We start from the raw sequence: 915 nt of genomic DNA on the forward strand, positions 1-915 counted from the left end.
CAGGCATAGCAGGCTTTACGCCAGAGACGACGTTCAAATCAGACCCAACGCCGATTGTGTATAACATGACAGAAACGGCTACAGGCAAATCAGATACAGCGATATTGTGGGTAGATTATCTGCCTAAAACGGTAAACAATTCTGATGTTTACATACCTGGCTTGCCAAAGACAGTCGATATATTGGCTAACGATAGCAATGGTGACACCATTGTTCCTTCAACAGTAACCATTGTTGGTGCTGACCCACTCAGCAATGGTAAAACTAAGACTGTTCTTGGTGAAGGTGTTTGGACTGTAAATCCTATTACGGGAACAATTACATTTACTCCTGCCAGTGGATTTGTCGGAAATCCGACTCCTATATTCTACACTGGAAATGACAACGATGGTAACACATCAAACCAATCTCAAGTTTCGCTAATTGCGAATGCTCCGAGCCTAGTTGATGTGGAGTTGACAAAAACCTCAAATTCTCAATGTCAAGTTAATGTTGACGATATTATCACTTTTACCGTAAAGGTTTTCAGAAAAGATACTTTAGCTGATTTGGTTGCAATAAGTGTCAGAGATAGTCTAACTTCTAATATGATTTATGTTTCACATACTGTTTCTGAGGGTAATTTCAATGCCATCACAGGTATTTGGTCAGGTATTAACATCGCTGCAGGTGATACTGCTACGATGACAGTAAGTGCTAGAGTTATGACATCAGTAGGTGGTCTAGCATGTAATATGGCTTGGGTACACACACAAGATAGAGCAGATGTTGATTCTCAGCCGGGTAATAGTATTCCCACTGAAGACGATATAGCGAAATCATGTGTGAGTCTTCCGATATTGCTTTGCTCGGCTAGAGGTGAAACAATAGAGCTTTCAGCACCAACAGGATATGCCAGTTATATCTGGCAACGGA

1 protein-coding gene is annotated in these 915 nt (G+C 41.2%); it reads left to right on the forward strand.

Going from position 1 to position 915, the window contains the following annotated elements:
* A partial coding sequence (locus EGI31_RS15215; RefSeq protein ID WP_255038005.1) for a hypothetical protein occupies positions 1-915 on the forward strand: 915 nt, incomplete at both ends.

It is taken from the genome of Lacihabitans soyangensis, assembly GCF_024343775.1.
Taxonomy (GTDB): domain Bacteria; phylum Bacteroidota; class Bacteroidia; order Cytophagales; family Spirosomataceae; genus Leadbetterella; species Leadbetterella soyangensis.